The sequence below is a fragment of the Candidatus Delongbacteria bacterium genome, assembly GCA_020634015.1.
Lineage (GTDB): Bacteria > CAIWAD01 > CAIWAD01 > CAIWAD01 > CAIWAD01 > JACKCN01.
Genome location: JACKCN010000005.1, coordinates 213,198 through 236,551, shown reverse-complemented (window position 1 = coordinate 236,551; position 23,354 = coordinate 213,198). Strand labels below are relative to the sequence as shown.

General features: G+C 62.9%; 14 protein-coding genes. 8 read left to right on the top strand and 6 right to left on the bottom strand.

The window, feature by feature from the left end; genetic code table 11:
* The first annotated feature begins 125 nt into the window (after positions 1-125).
* The 3 genes from H6678_11130 (at position 126) to H6678_11120 (ending at position 4,144) form a co-directional block, all read left to right on the top strand.
* Entirely contained in the window at positions 126-1,574 is a 1,449-nt protein-coding gene (locus tag H6678_11130; GenBank protein MCB9474353.1) for a hypothetical protein, read from the top strand.
* Positions 1,575-3,137 (top strand): hypothetical protein, encoded by a 1,563-nt coding sequence (locus H6678_11125; GenBank protein ID MCB9474352.1) that lies wholly within the window; start codon positions 1,575-1,577, stop codon positions 3,135-3,137.
* Between the two features lie 311 nt (positions 3,138-3,448).
* Entirely contained in the window at positions 3,449-4,144 is a 696-nt protein-coding gene (locus tag H6678_11120) for a class I SAM-dependent methyltransferase (GenBank protein ID MCB9474351.1), read from the top strand.
* A 27-nt stretch (positions 4,145-4,171) separates the two neighbouring features.
* Here H6678_11120 and H6678_11115 read toward each other — a convergent pair whose 3' ends face one another.
* Positions 4,172-4,966, bottom strand: coding sequence for a TetR/AcrR family transcriptional regulator (locus H6678_11115; protein MCB9474350.1), 795 nt, complete (start codon positions 4,964-4,966; stop codon positions 4,172-4,174).
* Between the two features lie 304 nt (positions 4,967-5,270).
* Between H6678_11115 and H6678_11110 the strand changes: the two genes are divergently transcribed.
* The 4 genes from H6678_11110 to H6678_11095 all read left to right on the top strand — a co-directional run bounded on the left by H6678_11110 (position 5,271) and on the right by H6678_11095 (position 10,406).
* A complete protein-coding gene (locus tag H6678_11110) occupies positions 5,271-5,570 on the top strand; it encodes a hypothetical protein (GenBank protein ID MCB9474349.1) in 300 nt (99 codons plus the stop codon).
* Between the two features lie 103 nt (positions 5,571-5,673).
* On the top strand, positions 5,674-7,056 hold the full coding sequence (locus H6678_11105; protein ID MCB9474348.1) for a CCA tRNA nucleotidyltransferase: 1,383 nt from the start codon (positions 5,674-5,676) through the stop codon (positions 7,054-7,056).
* A 318-nt stretch (positions 7,057-7,374) separates the two neighbouring features.
* Positions 7,375-10,179 (top strand): hypothetical protein, encoded by a 2,805-nt coding sequence (locus tag H6678_11100; GenBank protein ID MCB9474347.1) that lies wholly within the window; start codon positions 7,375-7,377, stop codon positions 10,177-10,179.
* Positions 10,176-10,406, top strand: a complete 231-nt coding sequence (locus H6678_11095; GenBank protein ID MCB9474346.1) for a hypothetical protein — start codon at positions 10,176-10,178, stop codon at positions 10,404-10,406. Before H6678_11100 ends, H6678_11095 begins: the two co-directional genes overlap by 4 nt.
* 42 nt (positions 10,407-10,448) lie before the next feature.
* On the opposite strand, the gene H6678_11090 is transcribed toward H6678_11095, so the two are convergent.
* Positions 10,449-12,818, bottom strand: a complete 2,370-nt coding sequence (locus H6678_11090) for a hypothetical protein (GenBank protein ID MCB9474345.1) — start codon at positions 12,816-12,818, stop codon at positions 10,449-10,451.
* A gap of 389 nt (positions 12,819-13,207) precedes the next feature.
* Between H6678_11090 and H6678_11085 the strand changes: the two genes are divergently transcribed.
* A complete protein-coding gene (locus H6678_11085) occupies positions 13,208-14,140 on the top strand; it encodes a radical SAM protein (GenBank protein ID MCB9474344.1) in 933 nt (310 codons plus the stop codon).
* 364 nt (positions 14,141-14,504) lie between these two features.
* Here the strand turns inward: H6678_11085 and H6678_11080 are convergent, their stop codons facing one another.
* From H6678_11080 to H6678_11065, 4 genes are all read right to left on the bottom strand, one after another.
* Positions 14,505-15,503 carry a hypothetical protein gene (locus H6678_11080; protein ID MCB9474343.1) on the bottom strand — a complete coding sequence of 333 codons (999 nt, stop codon included), beginning with the start codon at positions 15,501-15,503 and terminating at the stop codon, positions 14,505-14,507.
* Positions 15,504-15,786: 283 nt separating this feature from the next.
* Positions 15,787-18,291, bottom strand: coding sequence for a primosomal protein N' (gene priA / locus H6678_11075; protein ID MCB9474342.1), 2,505 nt, complete (start codon positions 18,289-18,291; stop codon positions 15,787-15,789).
* The gene (gene recG / locus H6678_11070; protein MCB9474341.1) at positions 18,291-20,387 is read right to left on the bottom strand and encodes an ATP-dependent DNA helicase RecG; all 2,097 of its coding nucleotides are present in this window, start codon (positions 20,385-20,387) and stop codon (positions 18,291-18,293) included. Before recG ends, priA begins: the two co-directional genes overlap by 1 nt.
* 115 nt (positions 20,388-20,502) lie before the next feature.
* Complete coding sequence (locus H6678_11065; GenBank protein MCB9474340.1) at positions 20,503-23,151, bottom strand: CHASE domain-containing protein; 2,649 nt, start codon at positions 23,149-23,151, stop codon at positions 20,503-20,505.
* Positions 23,152-23,354 lie beyond the last annotated feature (203 nt).

The window sequence follows — 23,354 nt, the reverse complement described above, 5'->3', positions numbered from 1 at the left end:
CTTGAAATTGAACCCTTTGAACCTGACCAGGCTCCAGATCGCCCGCGCATCAGGGATGGCACGGCCTTTGCCAAAACCCCATGAGGCCTGAGCCGGCCAATCAATCCGAATGGGGAGTAAGTCTCATGCGTTCGTGCGCTCCGTTGTTGCTGCTGGGAATCGCGGCCGTTCTGCCGGCCCGGGAACGCCTGCTCAATGACCCCGTGTTCCTCAACGATCTGCACGGGCAGCGCTGGGAGTTCATCGCCCAGAGCAGCCAGTTCGCCCTATCCGAGACCCACACGCGCATGGAAGGTGCGGCCGGCCTGACCTACGGTCTCAGCGACCATCTGCACTTCGGATTTGGCTTTCCCTTCATCAGCGAAACCATCGGCAGCCAGGCCAAGGCGGGCCAGGGCGATCTGGAAGCCTCACTTTGCTGGAAGTCCGCGGTGCCGGGCAAGTCCAACATGAGCTGGGGAGCACGCCAGACCCTGCTCTTTCCCACGGGCTTTCGCGAGGACCTGGAAGGCTTTTCCGCCTTCTCCAACCAGAACACCCGCAGCGAGACTCTGCTGCTGCTCGAACTGGACCAGACACGCTTCACCATGGACGGACACGTGGGATTTTCCACCGACGACCGCCGCACCAACACTCACAGCGTCTGGGGTGTGGGAGTCCGTGGCCGATTGTGGAAAGAGTGGGTGATGCTGGAAATGGAGCTGGGGCAGGAGCTGGACCTGGGCGACAAGCTCTATGATTACCAGTTCTATGGAGGATTGCGCAGCAATCTGCCCTTCGGGCTGACCTTCAAGGCCGGCGCCGAACAGCGCCTGGTGGACAACCTCGATCACTTCGGGGTGTATGCCGGCCTGACCTGGCATCTGCAGCACCGTGATCCGGTCACGATCCGCTCGCGCAACCTGCGTGAATCGATCCGCCACACCCTGGAACTGCGCAACCAGAATCCTGGCTACAGCGTGGAACCGGGCAACGAACTTGCCCCGACTCCACAGGCCAGCAGTTGGGATTTCGAACCGGTCCGTCTGGTGATCCTGCCTTTTGCCGATCCGGCCGGAATGCCCGTGTCGGATGTCCTCTGGGACACCTGCCTCAATCGCTTCGACACCGACAGTTCCCTGGCTGTGATCCCCCGCCTGCTGGTGGACCAGACGCGCGAGCGTCTGGGCCTGCCCCTGAATCTGCAGCTGAATGCCGAGCAGCAGCGCCAACTGGGCGCCAGCCTGGGTGCGGATTTCGTGGTCAGCGGAAGAATCCTGTCCAGCGAACCTGCGCGGCGCACGGGCCTTGATCTGGCGCCCCTGCTCAGCCGGACACGCCTGAGTTCCAGTCTGGAGGCCCAGATCCTGATGCTGGAAGTGGGCAGCGGTGCTCTGCACTACAAAGGGGTCATCAGTGCGGAAGCGCGTACCGAGCCCAGCCTGCGTCTGTTCAACGTGAAACAGGCTCACCGCGATGCCCTGCTGCTGGCTCCGGCCCGCAGTCGGCTGCTGACCAGCACGCTGGAGCAATGGACCCAGCAAGCGCTGGACGAACTCTTCTACGAATACAGTGTTCAAATGGTGGTGCGCTAGATGGACCGTCACTCCCTGCCCTGGCAGCACCTGCTGAGAATGCGCCTTGCGGGCCTGGTGGGCTGCCTTTGCCTGTTGGCCCTTGCCCTCTCCTGTGCCCGGCTTCCTAGCCAGGACACGAACCAGGCCCCGGAAATTCTGGCCATCACCGCGACTCCGAGCACGCTGAATGCGGCCAGCGAGATTCTCTTCAGCGCCCAGACCCGCGATCTGGACGGAGACAGCCTGACCGCCAGCTGGCAGATCAACCGCGGCAGTTTTCTGGCCCAGTACCCGGACAGCGCCCGTTGGCTGAGTCCCGATTCCACAACCTATGCTCGGCTGATCTATACGATCGAAGACAGCCACGGCAACCTGGCCGCCGACACTCTGTACTTCTGGGTTGAAAATCGCACGCCCCATTTCACTGAGCTGGGGCAGGACAGTCCGATCGCGCTCAATGGCAACACGCTGAAATTGTGGGCCCATGCGGTGGACCCGGACAGCCAGTCCGTCGTGCTGGCCTGGAACTCGCCCTGGGGAACGCTCTCCTCCACCATGGGAGACACCGTGCGCTGGACGGCGCCGGACACCACGCTGAACGCCTGGATCGCGGTGTCCGCAACGGACAGCTGGGGCAACTCCGCGAGCGACACCCTGGAAGTCCGCGTGTACTCGGAAATCGGCTGCGTCTGGATTCTGGACGCGGGCGCCGGGCGTGTGGTGAAACTGAGTGCCGAAGGCGATCCGCTGCTCGAGATTCCCGGCCTGAATGAGCCCGGCGACATCGGACTGGATTCGGAAAACCGCCGTCTATGGGTCAGCGAGTTGAATCCACCGGCGCTCAAGGCCTTCGACCTGCAGGGCACCCAACTGCTCGATCTGGCGGAGACCTTCGGTCGCCCCTCGCGTATCCAGGTCTGGCCGCGGACCGGCAGCGTGTATGTGATGGATGAAGACAGCGCCCGCATTTCGGAAGTACGTTTCAATGGAGAACCGGGCGAGCGCGTCCTGGATGGTCTGGACCGCCCCGGCGCCATGGCGATTCACCAGCGCACCGGCATGCTCTGGATTGCCGACGCGGGCAGCAACCAGGTCTGGCAGGTCCCGGAAACCTATTCGGGGGCCGTCTCGGCAGCCGACAGCCTGACCGGAGTCCGGGCACACAACGGCTTCCTGTATCCCTACGACCTGAGCGTGGAGGACAGTACGGGCGCCTGCTGGGTCGTGGACAAGAACGCCGCCAGACTCTACCGTTTTCTGGCGGACGGTCTGGACAGCCTGACGGTCAGCGGGTTCGACAATCCGGTAGCGGTCTCGGCCGGACATTCCGAAGGACTGGCCTGGGTGCTGGACCGCGGACTGAACGGGCGCGCGATCCGGCTGTTCTTCGATCTTCAGCAGACCCAGCACGACAACATTCGGTATCCCAAGGCCCTGGCTGCCAACCGTCTGGACGCTTCCTGCTGGGTGCTGGATGCCGAGCGCAATCAGGTTCTCAAGATCAATTCCCTGGGGGCACTGGCCGGAAGCTGGAGCGATTTCACCTTTCCCACCCGACTGGTGATCAACATGGGCTACTGAGAACCACAGGGCATCCAGGGCATTCTCGTCCCGGTCGATGGCATGGGAGCCCTGAATCCCGCGGGCTGCCGATGTCCATCCGGGCACACGATTTCAGCGGGTTCGATTCTGTACCGACCAGTATAGTCTTCAAATAACAACAGCTTCCAACACAACTCCACCAAGCACTCAGGGCTGGCGCAGAGATGTGGCCTGACAGCCCGATTCTGGATTCCCCCGGGCACCGACCCGATAGAGTTGCGAAGTCGCTGGTGTCGTGTCCGGAATAGTGATATGATCAGCGGTCATGCCCCCACATGGAAAGTCCTGACATGAACCTGAAAAAAGAGCTCAGCAATGCGCTCACTCTGCGCCCGCTTCGGAAGTACCTCGATCACAAACGCCGGCGCACTGTCTTCTACGACGCGTTCTCACGCTTTCGCGAGAATCCCGGCGCGGGAGTTGCCGACCACACTCTGCTGCGCAAACTGATCTACGGCTGGGACAATGAGAGCTGGTCCGCCTGGACTGAGTATCTCAGCGCCTGCCTGAAAGCCTGCGAGGACGTTGACGGTCCGGTACTGGAATGCGGTTCGGGGCTCTCCAGTCTGCTGATGGGAGTGGTGCTTCAGGATCGTGGTGGGCACCTGCATTCGCTGGAGCATCACCCGGAGTGGGCCCTGCGCCAGCGCCGCTTCCTGGATCGCTTCGACATCCGCAGCGTGACCGTGCACGACTCACCCATCAAACCCTATGGTGACTATGATTGGTACGGCCCGGCCATGGACCAGCTGCCCTCCGGGTTCGCCATGGTGATCTGTGATGGCCCTCCGGGCGTGACCAAAGGCGGACGCTTCGGCATGCTGCCCGTCATGCGCGACCGCCTCGCGTCGGGTTGCAGGATCTTCGTGGATGATGCCGCCCGCCCGGACGAGCGCAGCATGCTGGACCGCTGGAGTCAGTCGGAAGGCCGCGAGTACTCGATATACGGGGACGAGAAGCCCTATGGAGTATTGCAGCTGGCTTGAGGGAGACGGTGTCGCAGGGCAAGTCCGTCAGCGCTGCAGGATACCGTAGAAGAACAGGTTCATCAGTTCATCGGCCATCTCACGCGCGCTGCGCAGTTCATCCGGCTTCTGGAAGGCCAGGGTATAGACCCCGACCGCTTCGAAGAGGATGGAGGCCAACTGGTTCAGGTCGTAGCGGGCAAAATCCCCTCGCCGCACTCCTCGCCCCAACAGCGCCGCCAGGCGCTGATGAAAGCGCTCCCACCCATCGCGCGTGGCATTCTGCATGTCGCCGACATCTCCCGGACGCGGCTGGTCGCGGTATTGACGCAACATCAGGAAGAAGTCGGTGTTCTTGCGAAAGTAGATCAGCAGGAGCAGGACAATGGCACGCAGGTTGTCGCCCATGCTGCGCTCGGCATGGGATTCCTTGTCCAGGATTCCGCGCATGTCGGCCAGACCTTCTTCAAGAATCGTGAAGTAGAGGTGGTCCTTGTTGCGGAAGTACTGATACAGGGTGGGTTTGGAAAACTCGGTCAGCCGGGCAACTTCGTCCAGCGTGGTTCCGGTATAGCCATTGGCGGCAAAGAGCCGGCGGGCGGTCAGCAGGATCTCGCGTCGGCGCATCAGGCGCTCGCGTTCTCTGCGGCCCAGCGGAATCTCCTTGAGCGGAGCGTCTTCCTCCGGTTCCGCGATGTCTCCCCGCTCGATCCGGGGGTTCAGCAGGGCCGTTCCAAGATTCAGAAGTGAGCTGGACGGACGGAATTCTTCGTCCGCCTGGTATCTCAGCGGAATGGGACGCTCAGTGGATGCATCGTCTACCCGCGGGTAGCTGTCGCTCATTTTTGGCTTTCCCTGAGGATCTTGAGGGGGTGATTGGCTGTCTTGAAGCGCTGAAACTAACTCTTAGTCGATTGAAAACAAATGCCCTACCGGCTGGTAGCGTTTGAAACCGGCAGGCAGCAAACGGCAACCCGGAACCGGGAGAACGGCACGCCGCCAGAGCCGCGAAGACGCGACATCCGCGGGAAGGCCCATCCCGGGCAATTGTCGACCGTGGAATTTTCCTTGAAAAATCCGGTGCGGATCGCTTGAGTAGTTTTCCATTTCGCCGATGTATCAGTCAGCAGGACCGGGGAGGCCCGCATTGAACTTTCAGATCGAGACGAGCATGTACTGGACAGCCCTGATCATCAGCCTGTTGCTTGCGATCCCAGCCACCAGTTTCCTGATGGCACGGCGGACCCTCGCCTTGCGCAGCAAACGCCGCCGGAACCTGGAAAACGAACTGAACAAGCTCGAACTCTATCTGGAGCGCCAGCGCGAAATTGAGCAGCTGCGCGCCGATGATCCCGAGCGCATCCTCCATCGCGAAAGCGAGACTTTTCTGGTCGCCTGCTATTCCCTGATCACCCAGGACGATTCGTCCACCCGGTCCGGCAACTGACCCCGACCGGACTCGCCTTGCACACACCGCCCCACTCCCCGGTTTGAGCCTGCGGCCCACATCCCTATTTTCCGGCCAGATCCCGCCAGCAGAAAGCCGGTCCATGCCCCGTCCCCAAGAGTTCGCTCCTTCCAGGCTCTACCACCCGGCCTGCCGCATCATCGATCGTTTGCGTCAGGCGGGCCACCAGGCCTACATCGCCGGAGGCGCGGTCCGGGACCATCTGCTGGGGCGCACCCAGTCCGACCTGGATATCGCCACCTCCGCCACTCCACCCCAGGTGCGTGCCCTCTTCCGCCGAACGGTCGCCGTGGGCGAAAGTTTTGGTGTGGTCATCGTGCAGGAAGACACTCTCGCCTTCGAGGTGGCCACTTTCCGGGAGGATCTGGACTACGAAGACGGTCGCCATCCGCATGAGGTTCGCTACAGCACGGCCGAAGAGGACGTGCGGCGGCGAGACTTCACCATCAATGGAATGCTCTGGGATCCGCAGACCGAAGAGATTCTGGATTGGGTCGGGGGCCGCCTGGACATCCAGGCCCGCCAGATCCGCGCCATTGGCGTGGCGGACGAGCGATTCCAGGAAGACCGGCTGCGCATGCTGCGCGCGATCCGCTTCGCGGCCCAGCTGGATTTCACCATCGAAGCGAGCACCTGGCAGGCAATCCGGGAGCGGGCCAAGGATCTGGCACCGGTGAGCACCGAACGCATCCGGGACGAACTGGGAAAGTTGCTGGGGGCTCCGGGGTGGCGGGAAGGCCTGCGCCTGCTGCAGGCCAGTGGGATGGAACCGGTGATTCGCGAGCGCCTGCTGCACGACTGGCAGAATCAGCACCGGGGTCGCACCTGCCCGATACCTTTGGATGGCACGCTCGGGGCTGCGGCATTTTCCAGCATGCCCGCGGATCCGGCCATTCCCTGGTTGTTGCTGCTGCTGCCCGCGATTCTTGGCATGCCACCACATGCCACAGCTTTGACCCCACTGGGAAATGCCCTCGATTCAGCATCAGTCAGTCAGCGGGACGCCCTGCCGGGCTGGCTGCGCGAACTGGGCATGGCACTGCGACTGTCCCAGCGGGAGGCTCGGGATCTGGAAGACTGCTGCCAGGTCCTGCTGGCCCTGCCCGCCATCCGGGAGGCGCGCCTTTCCAGTCAATTGCGCCTGCTGCGGCACCCGGGAATGTCACGGGCCCGACTCCTGCTGCCGATCGTCTGGCCCTCGGGTCTGGCCGACCTGGAAACCTGGTTGCAAAACCAGTTGCACAGTCATGATTCAATGCTTCATCCCGTTCCATTCCTGGATGGCAATGACCTGATGGCACTGGGCGTTCCCCGCGGGCCGTTGCTGGGCATGTATCTGGAAGAGCTGGAAAACCTCCAGCTTGAACAACGGCTGGCATCCATCGAGGACGCCCGGCGGATGGTAGCGCATTGGCTGAGCACTGGCAGTATGGCTGGTGGCATGCCAGACCCATGCCACCCCTGATTCTGCCAGGCAAAGACATCACATCGAGGTCGAATTCGACGAGTTTCAGGAGGGAATCGTCGATGAACTCGCATCCCAAGGAATCCAAACATGGCCATGGCAAAGGATAACTCGATCTTAGCCAGTCACAATGGGAGAGCGTGCCACCGCATGGGAGACCGGTCTCTGCTCCCTCTGGCTGCAGCGATCTGCGTTTTGCTGATCCCCGTTTGTGCCCCCGTCAGCCCGGCCGCGGCATCGGATCTGCCGGAGCCGAACCAGCTGCGGCACCGCTGCGGATGGCAGCCTGCCACCTCCGGAGCGCTGCTGGACTCCCGAGTGGATTCGCTGCATGGCTGGGACGCCTTGCGTTATCAGTCCGAACTGAGCATCGAACCGGCGGCAGGCACCATTGCCGGCCACATGAGGCTGCTGTTCACCTCCGACGTGGTGCTGGACAGTCTGGAACTGCACCTGCATGCGCTGGAATGGGGGTCGCCGGAGATCGCCGGACAGCCTCTCTCCGGACAACGCTCGGGCGATCGCCTGATGATCGCTCTGGGTGAGATGGCACCCGCACCAGGTGACAGCGCCTGGCTCGAACTGGACTGGTGGGGTACGCCCACCACACCGTCCAGCCTGGGCATGTTCATCACTGCGGGGCAGGTCTACACCTCCTCGGACCCCTGGGGCACGCGCAATTGGATGCCATGTTATGACGAGCCCTTCGACAAGGCTCTCTGGAGTCAGACGATCCGGGTCCCCGAGAACTTCCAGGTACTGTCCAATGGCATCCTGAACGAGGTCACGCCCCACGGAGACGGCACCCACTCCTTCCACTACGAACACGCCCATCCTGTGTCCACCTATCTGCTGAGCGTGTGCGCCTACCCCTATTCGGTGATCGAGTCGGACTGGAATGGCCTGCCACTGACCTGGATGGTCTACCCCTCGCACGTGGATGAAGCGGCCACGCTTTTCGCCCGAGTGCCGCAGATGCTCACTCTGTTCTCGACTCTCTGGGGAGACTATCCCTTCGAAAGCTATGCCATGGGCGAAGCCCCGATCTACGGGGGCACCGGAGGCATGGAACACCAGACCTGCACGACTCTGGGCCACCAGATCATCGCCAGCGGCAACCCGGCCTACGAAACCATCGTGGCCCACGAACTGGCGCACCAGTGGTGGGGCGATGCCCTCACGCCCGTGCACTTCCGCGAAGCCTGGCTCAACGAAGGCTGGGCCACCTACGCCGAAGCGCTCTTCGTCCAGGACGCCGCCGGCGGCGACCCGCAGGCATTCCAGGACTACTTCGAGAGCCAGATCCGCCAGCCCTATCTCTCCTGGGACAGCGCCTTCGATCCCATCGTGGATCCCAGCGCCCAGAACTTCAACGATTTCTTCAGCGTGAACCAGTACGAGAAAGCCGCCTGCGTGATCCACATGCTGCGCTTCCTGCTGGGCGAGCAGGCCTTTGAAGATGCCCAGCGCCTGTGGTACACGCGCCATCGCAACGGCGTGGTCAACAGCGAGGACTACCGGGCGGTCATGGAAGAGGTGAGCGGGCTGGACCTTGGCGGCTTCTTTCAGCAGTGGATCCACACGGGCGGGTATCCCAGCTGGGATGTGGCCGTGGAGGCCCGTGACGCCGGAAGTGATTCGCGAGTGGTGATCGGGGTCGCACAGAGCCACCCCCGCATGAGTGATCCACTGAGCCGGGTTCCGGTCCGTATCTCCACCAGCCAGACGGAGCTGGACACGGTGATGCTGATCCCGGGCTCCGGCGCCCAGCTCGTGGTGACCCTGCCCGGCACCGACGCCAGCGTGGAGTTCAATCACGGCCTGGTGGCACTGGGCCGCAGCGAACTGATCACGGTTCCCGCTGACGCGGCTCTGCGGGTCACGGCCTGGAGCCTGAACGACCAGATCGGCGGAGACGGTGATGGCAATCTCAGCGAAGGCGAGAGCGCCATGCTGAGCATCACGGTTCAGAACGAGGGCTACAGCCTCTGGAACCTGGCCCTGGCTTTCGACCAGCTTCCGGACGGACTGCAGCAACAGGGTTCCTTTCCCACGGTGGAGCTGCTGGGCTGGGGCCAGAGTGTGACACTGTCGGGAATCCTGTTGCAGAACCAGTCGATCGAGAACACGCAATGGGCCGATGCATGGCTGCTGGCCACCCACGATGATGGCTCCGGGTTCCCGGTGCCCTTCCGCTTCCGGGTGGGAGATCCGGACTTGCTGCTGGTGGATGCCAGCGCCACCGGGGTTGGCTCACGCTGGTGGTCCCCCGAGCTGGACAGTCTGAGTGCCTTCCACGATCGAGTGCTGCTGGCGGACCTGCCCGTCAATGCAGCATCCCGCTACCGGAACCTGCTGCTCGTGACAGGCGAACAGGACCGGATGCTGCCCGATGTGATCGTGAACACGCTGGCCCAGTTCCTGTCGGGCGACGGCTGGGTCTGGATCAGCGGGCAGGATGCTCTGGACGCCTCCGGCCCCGGTAGTGTGGCGGCCTGGCTGAACGTGACCATTGACAATGACGACGTGCCCGCCGTGTACGCCACCGGCAGCCCGGGTGGTCCGCTGGATGGCCTGACCGCCCTGCTGATCGGAAGCGGAGGCGCCGCCAACCAGACACGCCCGGATGCATTCTCGAGCACGGACCCATTCTGGGAGCCCGTGATGCAGTGGTCGTCGGGCGAGACGGCCGCTCTGTCCTCCCAGCAGTTTCTCGTGCTCGGTTTCGGGCTGGAAGCCGCCAGCGGCATGGGCACCAGCGATTCGCGCCGGGACCTGATCGATCGCTGCCTCGCGGTGCTGGATCCGACATGGGTCGGTGTGGGGGCTCCGGGTTCCGGAACTCCCGTCAGCCCCAGCGTCCGGGGCAATCTCAGCAGCGCCCCCAACCCCTTCAACCCGCGCACGCGCATCAGCCTGGAGCTTGCGTCTGCCGGAATCATCCGTCTTGATGTATACGACCTGAGGGGAGCGCGAGTGGCTTGCCTCCACGACGGCCGCCTCGAGCCGGGCCAGCATTCTTTCGATTTCGATGGAAGTGGACTTGCCAGTGGCTTGTACCTGGTGCAACTGGAAGAGAACGGAGTACCTCTGACCAGTCGGAAACTGCTGCTGCTCAAGTGAGCGGTCGCCTGTCCATGGGTGCCTGGTTGTTGCTGATATGTATTGAAAATTTCCTGAAGGGACTTCTGTCGGGAAGTCAGCACGAAATCACTTGGGATGCGGCCGCCATGCCAAGTGGTGCGTACGTCGCTCGCCTGTGTTCCGAAGAAACCGTCACCACTCGCACGCTGGTGCTGGTCAAGCAAGAGGACGATACACCTTTCCAGACACAACGGTGCCGTGGATGAGTGATCCACGGCACCGTTTTCTCGTTCTGCTGGAGAAGCGTTTCAGTTGCTGGCACTGACCCTGTAGATGCCCTTGAATGAGGCATCACGAGCCTGCACGAAGGGTGGCGCATTCACGGTTCCCACGACCGTGCCATCCTCGTTGGACAGCCAGGGCTCGTCGAAACGTCGGATCACGTATGCGTTGGCTCCCGAGACGGGAGTCCAGTCCAGGATCAGCTGGGGTCCGTTGAGCGTGATCTCCAGATCGTTGACCGCCGCCGGAGCCAGATTCAGGCTGGCTGTGGTGAAGGAATGAGCCGCGTGTCCGCCCACGTTGATGAAGCTGCCCCCTGTGAGCAATTGGTTTCCCTTCAGACACAGACTGCGGATCCAGGTGGCCGACGCGGGTTGGGTCTGCCCCATGGCCATGTCCTGCCAGCCATTGCCCGTGTATGCAGCCAGACCGCGGGACGGAACTCCGCCTATGGACTCGAAGGAGCCTCCGGCGAGCACGATTCCCCCGGGCAGTTCCTTGAGCACCAGAACCGAGGCCGGTGTCACGGCTCCTTCGGCGATCCAGCCCCCGGCATCCGTGTAGCGCGCCAGTCCCTGGCTCTGGCCTCCAAGCTGGAAATCTCCCGCTGCCCAGATCTCATCGCCGCGCGTCATCAGTGCCAGCACGAGACCCGGCAAGCCGCCCTGAAGTGCGTCCCAACTGTTGCCATCCCAACGGGCCACCGAGGCGATGGCCTGCCCGTCCACTGAAGAAATCTGCCCGCCCACCACCAGACGACCGCTGGCATCCAGGGCGAGGGCATCCACCGATCCTAGCGCTCCGCCCTCGGGATCCGGTTCACCCAGGGCTTCCCAGCTGTCCGTTTCACGATGCCACACCGCCAGACTCTGGGCCAGGGATTGGCCATCGCGCTGCAGCCAGAAGTATCCACCGGCGTACAATCGGTTTCCGTCCGGTGTGGGCAGCAGACAGGTGATGGTACCCTGGGGACCATCGAAGGGCTCTCCCATCTCGACCCACTGCTCGAGCGTGCGATTCCAGCGCCGCGTGCCCGAGAAATCCTGCACGAACACGTCGCTCTCGGTCACCGCCATCGCGGTGGCGTTCACATCCAGGGTGAAAGGGGCCGCCGTCCACTCCGTTCCCGTCCACAGGGCGGGCTGGGGCAGCAGACTTCCCCGTGCTCCCTGATAGTTGCCGCGGACCAGACTGCCCTCCGCCCCGAAATCCAGTATGCTTTCCACCGCGGAATGGTTGTAATACACCGACCCGAAGAGTCCCAGAGCTGGACCCGCCTCATGAGTGGGCCGCCACCCGGTCTCGCTCTCGAAGAGCGCCGCATGCAGCACGGGAACCCCGTCCAGCGCGGCGAATCCTCCCGCGGCAAGGATCTGGCCCTGCCCGTTGCTGGCCAGGGTGGCCACGCCACCGCCGCCGGAGTCAAGGACGGAGACACTCTCGCCCAGATTGTTCTGGCGATGCATGAAGTCCTCGCTCCAGCCGTTGCCGGCCCAGACCTCATCTCCCTCGAGCAGCAGGCAGGTGTAGCCCTGGGCGATGGGGCTGGTGGGTGCCGTCCATTGATCATTCTCGAACCGGACCAGGCCATTGGCGCCCAGCCCATTCCAGTTGGTGAAGGTGCCCGCGACCCAGACCACGTCGCCCTGGCAGGCCACCGCGTAGCTCTGGCCGTTGCCGTGCACGGTGGCGCCCATGGTCGACCAGCCGTTGCCATCCCAGCGTGCGACACCTGAACTGCTGGCGCCGTCGACACGGTCGAACCAACCGGACACAAGGACCCGCCCCTGAGCGTCCTCGGCGAAGTCCATCACCGTGGGATCCAGAATGCCGGTGTTTCCGAGAGGGGCGCCGATGGATGGATCACGCACTCCATCCACCAGCCGCAGCAGGCCATTGACCGTTGCTCCCTGATAGCTTTCGAAATCACCGCCGACCCAGAGCGCGCCCGCGGAATCCACGAACAGCGAGTAGACTCGTTCCCACTGGCCCAGTCCCGTGACACCTTCCCACTGGCTGCCATCCCAGTATGCCAGATGAGTTGCGGGCTGGTCCCCGACGCTGGTGAACACTCCACCCACGGCCAATCGTCCATCGGGCAAGGTGGCCATGGCGAAGACGGTGCCGTTCATCCCGTTGCCCGGGTCCAGTGGCGACCACTGGCCGTCCTGCAACACCGCCATGTGCCGCATGGCTCGCCCGGCCACCGACTCGAAGTTGCCGGCCAGAATCCAGCGGTCATTCTGCCAGATGGCCGCGTTGACCTTGCCATCGGGCCCGTTCAGCGCGAAGTCCGCACTCCACTGGGCTTCCAGCGCCAGTACGGGAGTGGTTGATCCCAGCAGGGTGGCCCAGCCGAAAGCCAGGGTGTACCATCGGGCGAAAGTGCTTGTCATGTTGTGTCCATCCTGCTGATCAGTGGTTGGTGCGCGAAACGTACCACGGCCAAGAGGAAAGAGGAACAGGAAAGGGCATTGGCGCAATTTTCTTCGGGCAGGCAAACTCTCCGCCATTCCAACCCATGCCCGTGCGCTGTGAAGGCGATTCTTCAGCATCCAGGGTCTCACGAGGCTGCCACAGCTTCAAGAATATTCACCGAATTGACATTGCTCAAGGCGACGAATGAAAAACTTTCCATTTCTGGCAGGTCGTTTCACGCCGCCGTGTGTTGACTCCTGCCTCGAAGCTGGAGTCCGTCGTGAACTGCAATCTGTCCGGCACACAGTCAGCACCCAACCACAGCCTGTTGTGGGCCCCACTGGTACCCAAGCTCAGGAACCGAGGCATGATCACTTTCGGCCCCATCCCCTCGCGCCGTCTCGGGCGCAGCCTTGGCATCAACAACATCCAGTCCAAGTCCTGCAGTTTCAGCTGTGTCTACTGCCAGGCGGGACGCACGGACTCGCTGGATGTGGAACGCCGTACCTATTTCGATCCGGCCTACGTGATCGACCAGGTGGAAGCCCGGGTGGCGCAGCTGAAGGAACAGGGCGAGGTGGTGAACCATCTCTCGATCGTTCCCGAAGGCGAGCCCACCCTGGACCTGAATCTGGGACTGATCATCAAGGGCCTGAAACCCCTGGGCGTGCCCATTGCCGTCATCAGCAACGCCTCGCTGCTCTGGATGGACGACGTGTTCGAGGAGCTGGCCCTGGCCGACTGGGTGTCGCTCAAGGTGGATTCCACGCGCTCCAGTGTCTGGCACGCCATCAACCGCCCGCGCCGAAGCCTGGACCTGGACATCATCCTCAGCGGCATGCTCAGTTTCGCCGCCCAGTACAAGGGACATCTGGTCAGCGAGACGATGGTCATCAAGGACATCAACGACAACGAGGAGGACTTCCTCTCGCTGGCGTCCTTCCTGGGTGAGCTGCAGCCGAAGACCGCTTACATCAACCTGCCCACCCGTCCGCCCGCCGAACGCACCATCGCCACACCGTCCGAGAACGTGGTGAATCGCTCCTGGCATATCCTGCGCAGCGCAGTGGACCATGTGGAGTACCTGCTGGGCGAGGAAGGCAATTCCTTCTCGAGCACGGGCGACCTGCGTGAAGACCTGCTGAGCATCACGGCCGTGCACCCCATGCGCCTCGAAGCGGTGCGTGAACTGGTGCGCAAGACGGGTTCGGAGTGGGTGGTGGTCGAGGAGTTGCTGGCCAAGGGCTACCTCAGCACCTGCGACTATCGTGGCGAGGTGTACTACTTGAGAAAGCTCTGACCCGCTGCGACCATCGTCAATGGAAATGAAGAACCCGGCCATGGCCGGGTTCGTTTCTCCGTGGGCATAAGGACCCCGGAAACGAATTGCCCGGGTCCTGCTGATGAACCCGGGCAATATCACTGTGGAAAAAGGGAAAGAGGCTGCTGCTGTACCCGAGGGTACCGGGATGGCGTCGGTCCTCCTGCATCAGGAATTCAGCGGACGACGGCCCCTCTGCCGCAGCATGCTGCGGAAAGCGGAGTCGGTGCAGCTGGTGTGTCGTGAAGGAGAGTCTGCTTGCCAATCGAAGGCCGAATCTAAGCGCGACCGGCTTTGAAGTCAAGCTGAAATCGGCTTTCTGAAAAATCAGTCAAAAACCCGTCTAGAGCTCCCAACTGTCCAGCTGCTTCAATCGCTCCTCTTCTTCCCAGCGCTTCAGGATCTGACGGCTGCGCCATTTGCGCACACTCCATACGCCGATCGCCAACATCAGGATGAAGCCCCAGACCCAGTTTCCGATGTCCTGGACCAGGTATCCTCCAAAACGATCTCTGGCCCAGTCGTGCCATTCATCATTGAAGCCGTACCAGCCGCCGCCCGTCACCTCGTCAAAGGCCTGCTCGAAAGGCACTCCTTCGCCCATCCTCAGCATCAACTGGATCAGAGTGAAGCGGCCATAGCGTTCCTTGAAGAAAATCACGGCGCTTTCGGCCTGCAGATAGGCCAGTTGCGCCTGTTCGCTGGAAAATCCGAAGAGGTTCTCCAGGTCCCAGAGGTCCATCATGGTGCCGCTGCCCAGGGCCGTGGCCATGGTGAGGGTGGACCCGTTCTGGCGGATCTCGCCGGATTCCTCCACCGCGATGCCCTCGCTGAGCCAGACCGGCAGACGATTGTCGCCCACCAGCCGCCCGGTTGCGAGGTGAACCATTTCGTGCATGATGGTGCCTGTGGGGTCCTCGTCCACCGTGGACCAGCGTGGGCTCTTCATCACGATCAGGTTGTCCGCGGGCCGTGCCAGTGCGGCACCCCAGTGGGGAAATCCCCCTCCGGACAGGCTTTCGAAGTGGTCGGTGTCCCAGGCGATGATGACCCGCGCTCCGCGGAATCCCACCAGACCGAACTGCTCGGCCAGCCGGTTTTCGGACAGCAGGATGGCATTGATCGTGCGGCCCGCATAGCGCTCGTCATCGGGATGGTAGCTGAGGGTGAAGTCCGCCACTCGCCGACTGACGAATTCGGACAGGGGCTCACGGCGCGCATGCAGTTCGGGCAGTGCGGCCAGAACCAAGAAGGCCACCAGCAAGATGCGCGCAAGGATCAATCGGGAAATGCGGCTCGCCAATGGGGCGCGCCGGCAGGGTGGGGTTTGAAGCTGGGTCAAGCGGGAATCCTTTCCAATTCCCTTCCCTGACAGGGATCCCGAGAATACGCATTTCCAAGCTGGGATCCTCCACCTGTTCGTGCCTGACGAATTTGCCCGACTTCCACGGGTGCTGGCTTCCTGCCAACAACCATGGCTGGCTCCGTGGGTGACCCCGTGGGTGGCGCCGTGGGTGGCTCCGGGCCGGGCAGGATGCCTGGCTCCGTGGGTGGCGTCCCGCCAGCACCTTCCGCTGGCAGGAAGCCAGGCTTGAAGCCAGCATCCGATGAGGCGAGGTGCTGGCCTACATCAGGGACTGCGGGTCCACATCCACGATCAGGCTCAGATCCTTGCTGCTGAGGCGGGACTCGAAATGGGCGCGTGCCGATCGTGCCAGCTCGCGCAGAGCGCGGCCCGACGGATCGGCACGGCGCGTACTCTTGAGCACGATCTGGTAGCGGAACTCGCGGCGCACCTGGCGCACCGGGGCCGGCCCGGGTCCCAGAAGCTGCACGGCTCCCCGGCGCTCGTTCATCCAGGCATGGAGTGCCTCGCAGCAGTTGGCGCAGAGAGTCTCATCCAGGGATTTCACGACCAGACGACAGAGCCTGCCAAAGGGCGGATACCCCAGAGCCTCGCGCTGGCCAAGTTCGCGGTCGGCGAAGGACTGGAAGTCATGGCGGGCGGCATCCTGCAGCACGGCGTGCTCGGGGTCGAAGCTCTGCACGATCACCGTTCCCGGCTTCTCGCCGCGCCCCGCTCGACCGGCCACCTGGCTGACCAGCTGATAGCCCCATTCCTGGGCGCGGAAGTCCTGAAGATTCAGTTCCGTGTCGGCGTTGACCACGCCCACCAGGGTCACGGCCGAGAAATCCAGCCCCTTGGCCACGCTCTTCGTGCCCAGCAGGATGTCGTAGTTGCCCGAGTTGAAATCACGCACCATCCGGACATAGGCGTCGGCCGCGAAGGTCGTGTCGCGGTCCATGCGCATCACGCGCGCCTCGGGAAACATCTCCTCAAGCTCCTCTTCCACCTTCTGTGTGCCGGACCCCAGCAGGAGCATGCTGCCCTCGTGACAGGCCGGGCAGCGCGCGGGTACCGGAATCTCCAGCCCACAGAGATGGCAGTGGCACTTGTTGTCCGTGCGGTGCCAGGTGAGACTGATATCACAACGGATGCAGCGCAGTGCCTCACGGCAGGCCTCGCACTGGATCCAGGGCGAATAGCCACGCCGGTTCTGGAGCACGATGGCCTTGTTGCCCGAGCCCACCGTCTCGACAAGGCGCTTGATCAGGGTGTCCCCGAAGGCGCGCACCGTGCGCCCCTTGCCCGCGATCTGCTCCAGAGTCTCCTTCATGTCCACCAGCTGGACTTCTGGCATGGGCCGCCCGCTCACCCGGCGGGTCAGCGTGATGCGCTCGAACTTGCCCTGATTGGCATTGTACCAGCTCTCCATCGAGGGAGTGGCACTGCCCAGCAGCACGGGAATCCTGAGACCGGCCCCACGCAGCAGGGCTGCATCACGGGCATGGTAGCGGGGCTGGGGCTCGAACTGCTTGAACGAGCTCTCGTGCTCCTCGTCCACGATGATCAGTCCCAGATCCTGCAACGGCGCGAAGAGCGCGCTGCGCGCTCCCACGACCGAGCGAATGCGTCCAGCGCGAATGTCCCGCCAGATCGAAAATCGCTGGCTGTTGCCCAGCCGGCTGTGGATCACAGCCACATCGCTGCCCAGGAAAGCCCGGAAGCGCGCGACGATCTGGGGAGTCAGCGAAATCTCCGGCACCAGCACCAGCACCGAGAGGCCCAGCTTGCGGGCCCGCCGGGCCAGTTCCAGATAGACCTGGGTCTTGCCCGAACCGGTGATTCCGTGCAGCAGAAATCCCTTGTGTCGCCGTCCCGGATCGCGGGGCTTGCGGATGAAGGCTCCCACCCGCTCAACGGCCAGCGCCTGCTCCTGGTTGAGCACCAGAGTCCGCACGCTGTGATCCGTGTCGTAACTGTCTTCGACGGAGTCGGCCACCAGATCCTGGCGCGCGATACCCCCGTCGATCAGACCCTGGATCACACCCGACCCGAAGCCCAGAGCCATCAGTTCCGAACGATCGACGGGAGCGTTGCGGGCCAGCAGCAGCGCATGCAGGGCACCCTGGCGCGGAGCACGTCGGAAATGGGCCTGCTGCTTCTCGAGCAGCGCCGGGTCACTCACCTTTTCCAGGCAGAGCACCTTCTTCTCCATGCCCTTGGTGCGGCCGCCACCCACGACTGACCGGGCCAGCAGCCATCGGCTGCGCACCAGCAGGTCCAGATCGTATACGAAAGGACGATTGCCCAGCTCGCGACTGAGCAGCGACTTGCTCACGGGCGCCATGGCCGCCACGGTGCGCAGAATGAACTCCCGGTTGGGAGTCAGGCGAATCGGCAGGCGCGTGTCCGGGTCCGGATTGGGTTCGAAATGGCACTGGGCCGAGGCGTTGATTCCGGGCGGAAGCGCTGCTCGCAAGGCCTCGCCCCAGCTGCAGAGGTAATAGTCGGCCAGCTGGCGGCAGAAGGTGAGCGTTTCCGGACTGAGCAGCGGCTCCTCATCCACCAGATCGACCAGCGGCTTCAGCTTGATCGGCTTGTCACCCACGACCGGCGGTGCTGCGTCCAGACCCACGATGTAACCCGTGAGTGTACGACGCCCCAGAGGCACGATCACCCGGGAGCCCACCCGAACCACCTCGCGCCATTCGTCGGGAATGGAATAGCTGAACACCCTGTCCAGCGGCAACGGAAGCACCACCTGGGCCTGACGCGGACTTTCCATCAGTGTTCCATTCTCCGGATGTCTTCCCCGTGATGCTCGAGCAGATGGGTGCGCAGGGCTTCGTGCTGCTCGAGGCGCGGGTCGCGGTCCACCAGCGCGAAGGCCGCATCCCGGGCCTGCACCAGCAGGTCACGATCCCGCACGATGTCGGCCAGCCGGAACACCGGCAGCCCACTCTGGCGAGTTCCGAAGAAGTCCCCGGCCCCTCGCATGCGCATGTCCACTTCGGCGATCTCGAAACCGTCCTGGGTGCGGGCCATGGTTTCCAGCCGCTCGCGGCCTTCGGCACTCAGGGCCTGCCCCGCCAGCAGGATGCACCAGGATTTGTCGCTGCCACGGCCCACCCGGCCCCGCAACTGGTGCAGCTGCGACAGTCCGAAGCGCTCGGCCTGTTCCACCACCATGATCGTGGCCCGCGGGTTGTCCACGCCCACCTCGATGACGGTGGTGGAAATCAGGGCCTGCAGGTCTCCGGCAAGGAAACGCTGCATCACCGCATCTTTCTCCCGGCCCTTCATCCGGCCATGCAGCAGGCCCAGACGACAGCCCGCCAGCTGGTTGGCCGACAGTTCCTCGAAGGCCGCTTCGGCGGCCCGCAGATCCAGCTTCTCCGATTCCTCGACCAGCGGATAGACGATGTAGGCCTGTGCTCCGTCGGCCAGTTGCTGTCTCACGAAATGAAAGACCTTGTCGCGCTGACTCTCGCGACGCCAGGCGGTGGTGATCGCCAGGCGTCCTGGGGGCAGTTCGTCGATCAAGGAGAGATCCATGTCGCCGTAGGACACGATGGCCAGAGTGCGCGGAATGGGTGTGGCGGTCATCACCAAAGTGTCCAGAGTGCGTCCTTTCTGCTTGAGCAGGGCGCGCTGCGCGACACCGAAACGATGCTGTTCGTCGATGATCGCCAGGCCCAGCCCGGCGAAGTCCACCGATTCCTGGATCAGGGCGTGGGTTCCAATCACGATCTGGCTCCAGCCGGTGCTGATTTCGGCCAGCGCCTTGCGCCTGATTTCGCCCTTGCGCGAGCCCGTGAGCAATGTCACACGCACGCCCAGTGGATCGCACCAGCGGGTGACGGTGCGGAAATGCTGTTCGGCCAGAATCTCCGTGGGGGCCATCAGGGCCGCCTGGCTGGAATTGGCCACCGCGATGAGCATGGCCACCAGGGCCACCAGGGTCTTGCCGCTGCCCACGTCGCCCTGCAGCAGACGATTCATCGGCTCGGGGCTTCGCATGTCCTCGTGGATCTCGCGGATCACGCGTTTCTGCGCTGCGGTCAGGTCAAAGGGCAGGAGCTCGAGCAGGCGATGCACGTGCTCACCCACCACCGGAAAGGCCATGCCCGTGTGTTGCTGTTTCAGCGTGGTGCGCCGGAAGGCCAGCATCAGCTCGAGGATGTAGAATTCCTGAAAGATCAGGCGCCGGCGGGCGCGCATCACCGCATCCAGGTCGGCCCCCAGATGCACGTCGAGCATCGCCTGGTTGCGGCCCACGAGGTGGAACCGTTCGAGCACCTCGTCCGGGAGGAACTCCGGGTACAGGAATGGCGTGTCACGCCACAGCTGCCGTACCATGCGATGCAGGGCCCGACTGTCCAGCCAGGCCTTGCGCAGTTCCTCGCTGAGCGGGTAGATCGGCACGATCTGCCCCTGGTACTCGAAACCCGCTTCGCTTTCCTCGTCGATGGCCAGCTTCTCGAGAGCCGGGTGTTGCATCTGCCAGCCCCGGAACTTCCCCACCCGCCCGCTCACGGCCACCACATCGCCCACGGCCAGGGCATTCTGGATCCAGCGTACACGGTTGAACCAGACCAGGCCCAGGCTGCCGGACCCATCGTGGAGCATCGCTTCGAAACGCACCGAGCGGGCGTAACCCTTGGTGCTGGCTGCCACGATCCGGCCCACGAAGGTGTGCTCGCCCGGTTCTGACAGCTCGGAGATCCGGGTCACACTGGTACGGTCGAGATAGCGCCGGGGAAAGTACTCGAGCAGGTCAGCACCCGTCGTCAGCCCTGCCGCGGCCAGAACCTGACCCTTGCGCGGCCCCACACCCTTGAGCCAGGTGAGTTCCTGAGTAAGGATGGGATTGGGCTGCATGACGGCTCGCGAAGCTGAAAAGGGAAAACGGGGCTGTCGTTGGACAGGCAGGATCACCGGGATGGAAGGTAAATCCCCTGGAGGGCGAAACAAAACCTGGAGCAGGAATCCGCAATCAGGACAGGGGCGGTTGGATGCCGGAGTCCAGCAGGCGATGCACACGCCCGGTAAGCACGCTGGGCAGGAAGGGCTTCTGGAGGAACTCATCGCGGCTGATGATCTTCTCTTCGCTGAAGCTCTCGTTGGTATACGCGGACATGTAGAGAATCTTCATGCCCGGATGCAGGATGTTGACCTGCTTGCCCAGTTCCATGCCATTCATGCCGGGCATCACGATGTCGGTCACGATCAGGTCGAACCGCTGGCGCGCATCGTTGAGAATGGTCAGCGCCATTTCCGCGCTGTCGGCCATGTTGGTCTGGTAGCCCGCATTCAGCAGCACCTGGTTGACCAGTTCGCGCACTTCCTTCTCGTCCTCGACCACCAGGATCGACTGGCTCTCGTGTGCGGGCTCGGCCTTCTGGCTGTCCTTTGTTCCACGCGTTCCCGCCGCGACGGGAAAGTCGACCATGAATTCGGTGCCGATGCCCGGGCGGCTGTCCAGGGAGATGGTTCCCTTGCAGCCGACCCTGACCACGTTGTAGACGGTGGCCAGACCCAGCCCATTGCCCTTTTCCTTCTTGGTGGTGAAGAAGGGCTCGAAGATCTTTTCCTGGATTTCGGGCGGAATCCCGCTGCCGTTGTCCGACACACTCAGGCGTACAAGGTCCCCCTCGGACATTCCCTGGGGCAGGGCGTTGTCCGACGAGTAGTGGATCGTCGATGTCGTGATCCGGATCCGGCCGACTTCCTTGATCGCGTCACGGGCATTCAGCACCAGATTCATCAACACCTGTTCGATCTGGGTGCGATCGGCAAGAATGCAGGGAAGTTCGGGCTCGCTCTTGAATTCCAGACTGATCGAACTGGGAATCAACCGTTCCAGCATGTGGCACAGATCTCCCGCGACCTCGTTGAGATTCAGCAGCTCCTTGCGCTGTTCTCGCGGGCGGCCGAATTCGAGCAGTTGACTTACCAGAGTTGCGGCCCGCTCGCCCGTGCGCATGATGTCCGTCACCACGGACCTGACGGGGCTGTCATCCAGCTTGAGCAACAGCAACTGGCAGGATCCGTGGATCGCGGTCAGGATGTTGTTGAAGTCGTGTGCCACGCCACCAGCCAGCTGGCCCAGCGCTTCCATCTTCTGGGAATTGGCCAGTTGCTTTTCCAGCGCCCGACGCTCGCTGACGTCACGCACGATGGTGATCGTATGCACCCGGTCGTTGTCCAGAGTGACCTGGTTGCAGGTGACCGCGGCCAGAATCGGCTTGCCAAACCCACGACGCAGCATGACTTCGCCGCTCAGTGGCCAGCCCTCTCCTTGCAGATCACCCCTCTCCCGCAGCACTTCGCGATCGGGAAGCACGGATGTCTCGGGCTTGCCCTGAAGTTCTTCCATGGTGACACCGAAGAGCTTTTCGAAGGCCGGGTTGACATACCGGATGGTGTCATCCGCATTGCTGACGCAGATTCCTTCGCGCGAGCTGCGCACCGACTCGGCCAGCATCAGGGTTTCGACACGCAGCGCTTCGTGATCCGCGAGGGATTGATGAAGTTCGGCGCTCACGCTCTGCAGATCCGTGCTCTGCTGCATGACCTGTTTGCCAATGGCACGATTGCGCTGCTGGAGCGCACGAAGATAGAGCGCGGTCATCATGGTGAAGAGCAGACCGACCACCAGCATGCCCCACTTGATGGAGTGGGGGTAGCTCGAGAAGAATTCGTCACTGGGGCGGATCACAAGCACAAAATCCTGACCCGCCAGACGGACCAGACTCTGCCAGCACTGGGCATCCAGATCCACGTCGCAATCGAGCATCTGGGTGCGAATCGACTGCCGGCGCACTGCGGAATCTTCAGTCAGCCGAAAATCCTGGCTCGAATTGTACATGGCCACTTCCAACCCGCCCAGTGCCGTTCCCTGGAGTGCGGAAGCCATCAGGTCATCCAGTTGGAACACACCTTCCAGCAGACCGATCAGCAGCTCCTCGCGGAGGGTCGAATCGGCCGGGATGTCGAATCCCCGGTAGATGGGCTGGAAGATCAGGATCCCCGAATTGGGCCGTGTGTCCTGTACAAGTGACACCAGAGTCGACGCCGCGGCATCCCCCGAAAGGATGGCCTTGCGAATCGTCACACTGCGCATCGGGGGACCGGTTGCCAGACCCAGGGCATCTTCATTGCCCTCGAGGGGTTGGATGTAAAGAATCGGGTAGTAGGTCTCGCGGGTCCCCACGGGAGTCCGCTGGTTGTTGGCATCACGATCGGCGAAGAAGAAATCGTGAAATCCTTCTGCGCGTGCGATGGATTCAAAGCGGGTGCGCTGGGAGTGGGAGACCTTGGGTACCCATTCCAGCGCCTTCAGTTCCGGTTGGTTGGCAAGAATGTGAGACGCCACACGGTTGAAGTCCGCGCGGGTGAGAGTATCCTGATGTACCAGCAGCGGTGCATGGGTCTTCAGCAGTGCGGCCGTGTTGGACAGTTCGCGCTGCAGGGTCTGGCGCAGATTGGTCGAACGCAGCAGGAAGTCGTTTTCCATCCGGTCGGCAACCAGATTGCCGGTCATGTTCCAGGCCAGCACACTCAGGAGAATGCCGCAGCCCAGTACGAGCAGGACCAGAAGATCCGGCCACCTGGATGTGGATTTGACTGATGGGGATTGCATGATCGCCCCGCCTTGCGAGTCCCTGGAACCGTTGGACACGTTAATCGGCAGTCAAGCGTACCGTATTGATGTTCTTTGTGGCATTGACGGGCAGTTCGTGAGTCCCGGGAATCAGTCGGCACTTCTATTGTTTGTCCATCCTAACTTTTTTAGGTTGGGCCATGCGGAAAGATTCCAAGGATCGACTCTGGCGCCGACTGGGC

Excerpts from the sequence above, each read along its gene's own strand:
- H6678_11130 (MCB9474353.1), top strand. The coding sequence starts at position 126 with ATGCGTTCGTGCGCTCCGTTGTTGCTGCTGGGAATCGCGGCCGTTCTG.
- H6678_11125 (MCB9474352.1), top strand. The coding sequence starts at position 1,575 with ATGGACCGTCACTCCCTGCCCTGGCAGCACCTGCTGAGAATGCGCCTT.
- H6678_11120 (MCB9474351.1), top strand. The coding sequence starts at position 3,449 with ATGAACCTGAAAAAAGAGCTCAGCAATGCGCTCACTCTGCGCCCGCTT.
- H6678_11115 (MCB9474350.1), bottom strand. The coding sequence starts at position 4,966 with ATGAGCGACAGCTACCCGCGGGTAGACGATGCATCCACTGAGCGTCCC.
- H6678_11105 (MCB9474348.1), top strand. The coding sequence starts at position 5,674 with ATGCCCCGTCCCCAAGAGTTCGCTCCTTCCAGGCTCTACCACCCGGCC.
- H6678_11090 (MCB9474345.1), bottom strand. The coding sequence starts at position 12,818 with ATGACAAGCACTTTCGCCCGATGGTACACCCTGGCTTTCGGCTGGGCC.
- H6678_11085 (MCB9474344.1), top strand. The coding sequence starts at position 13,208 with ATGATCACTTTCGGCCCCATCCCCTCGCGCCGTCTCGGGCGCAGCCTT.
- priA (MCB9474342.1), bottom strand. The coding sequence starts at position 18,291 with ATGGAAAGTCCGCGTCAGGCCCAGGTGGTGCTTCCGTTGCCGCTGGAC.
- recG (MCB9474341.1), bottom strand. The coding sequence starts at position 20,387 with ATGCAGCCCAATCCCATCCTTACTCAGGAACTCACCTGGCTCAAGGGT.
- H6678_11065 (MCB9474340.1), bottom strand. The coding sequence starts at position 23,151 with ATGCAATCCCCATCAGTCAAATCCACATCCAGGTGGCCGGATCTTCTG.